We start from the raw sequence: 1510 nt of genomic DNA, 5'->3' as shown, positions 1-1510 counted from the left end.
CCCCTGTTCCCCTACGCCGCCCCCGAAGACCAGTTGGACGTGCAAGGTCGCCGCGCTCGGCCGGCCGGTGCAGGACGTGCGGTGGGGCCGGGTGACCGGCTTCCGGCTGCCCGGCGGCGGTGTGCTCGGCCTGTACGAACCGCCGCACCCGCGGCCCTGACGTGGGCCGCGGGTGCGGGGACGGGCGGGTGCGGGCGAGGTCAGGCCGAGACCGTCTGCGGCTGTGACGACCGCTGTCCGCCGCGCTCGCCGAGCAGGTCCGTCGGGACCTTGTGGGTCTCGCGGGCCGTGAGGGCGGCGATCACCGGCGGGACGCACAGGGCCGCCGTGAACAGGGCCACCGCCGACCAGCCGGTGCCGTCCGGACCGGCGATCTCGGCGGCGAAGGTGACCGCGAACCCGGCCACCGCGAAGCCGATCTGGGTGCCGATCGCCATGCCCGACAGCCGGACCCGGGTGGAGAACATCTCGCCGTAGAAGGCGGGCCACACACCGTTCGCGGCGCTGTAGACGACACCGAAGGTGACGATCCCGAGGAGCAGGATCAGCGGGTAGGAGCCCGTGGAGATCGCCCACAGGTACAGGAACATGGTCACCGCGCTGCCCACCGCGCCGACCAGGTACACCGGGCGCCGGCCGATGCGGTCCGACAGGGTGGCCCACAGCGGGATCGCGCCCAGCGCGACGACGTTGGCGAGCGCGCCCACCCACAGCATCGACGAGCGGGACATGCCGACCGCGTCACTGGTCGCGTAGGCCAGCGCCCACACGGTGAAGATGGTGCTCACCGAGGCGATCAGCGCGCCCGCGACCACCCGCAGCACATCCGCCCAGTGCTCGCGCACCAGCACCACCAGCGGCAGCTTCACCACTCCCTCACCGGCCGCCTGCTGGGCGAACGCCGGCGTCTCGGCCAGGCGGCGGCGGATCAGGTAGGCGACGACGGCGACCAGGACACTCGCCCAGAACGGCACCCGCCAGCCCCAGGACAGCAGCTGCTTCTCGGGCAGCGCGGCGATCGGGATGAACGCGAGCGTGGCGATGAGCTGCCCGCCCTGTGTGCCGCTGAGCGTGAAACTGCTGAAGAAGCCCCGTCGGTGCTCCGGCGCGTGTTCCAGACTCATCGAACTGGCGCTGGCCTGCTCACCGGCCGCGGAGATGCCCTGCAGCACCCGGCACAGCACCAGCAGCACCGGGGCGAGGTCGCCGACCTGGGCGCGGGTGGGCAGACAGCCGATCAGGAACGTCGACACGCCCATCAGCATCAGCGTGAAGACCATGATCTTCTTGCGGCCCAGCCGGTCGCCGAAGTGACCGAGGAACAGCGCGCCGATCGGGCGGGCGGCGTAGGCGACGCCGAAGGTGGCCAGGGACAGCAGGGTCGCGGTGGCCGGGTCGGAATCGTCGAAGAAGACCTTCGGGAAGATCAGCGCGGCCGCGCTGCCGTAGATGAAGAAGTCGTAGTACTCGAGCGCGCTGCCGATCCAGGCGGCCGCGGCGGCCTTCTTCG

At 71.9% G+C, this 1510-nt stretch carries 1 protein-coding gene; it reads right to left on the bottom strand.

Features of this window, described 5'->3' with window-relative positions:
• Window positions 1-200: 200 nt before the first annotated feature.
• The coding region (locus C1I97_RS37040) for an MFS transporter (RefSeq protein WP_111007256.1) at window positions 201-1510 on the bottom strand (1310 nt) is incomplete at its 5' end.

Origin of the sequence: Streptomyces sp. NTH33, assembly GCF_003236365.1 — a bacterium.
GTDB lineage: Bacteria > Actinomycetota > Actinomycetes > Streptomycetales > Streptomycetaceae > Streptomyces.
Note: the sequence above shows the minus strand (reverse complement) of the source record. Positions and strands in the feature narration are given on the sequence as shown.